Annotated in this window: 1 protein-coding gene; it reads right to left on the bottom strand. The window is 43.6% G+C overall.

From position 1 onward, the window contains the following. Positions 1-26: 26 nt before the first annotated feature. Entirely contained in the window at positions 27-191 is a 165-nt protein-coding gene (locus V6252_RS13585; protein WP_341610782.1) for a glutamate--tRNA ligase family protein, read from the bottom strand. Positions 192-211: the final 20 nt, after the last annotated feature.

The raw sequence follows: 211 nt of genomic DNA, 5'->3' as shown, positions 1-211 counted from the left end.
ATGTCCTTACGGGAGAATTGGCAGCCTTAGGTCAACGGACCTAGGTATGATGATAGATAATCGTTGTAGAAATCAATGCGCTCAGACTGATAAATAACATCACCATCCCAATCCAAACCAAGTGCCTCAAGATCCATCAAAATTAGCTCAGTCAACAGTCTATCACAGCGATCAGAATCGGTATCTTCCAAACGCAACAGCCACTAACCAC

This window comes from Psychrobacter proteolyticus, from assembly GCF_038155145.1.
GTDB classification, from domain to species: domain Bacteria; phylum Pseudomonadota; class Gammaproteobacteria; order Pseudomonadales; family Moraxellaceae; genus Psychrobacter; species Psychrobacter proteolyticus_B.
The sequence above is the reverse complement of the archived record's forward strand: the minus strand, read 5'-3'. Positions and strand labels throughout refer to the sequence as shown.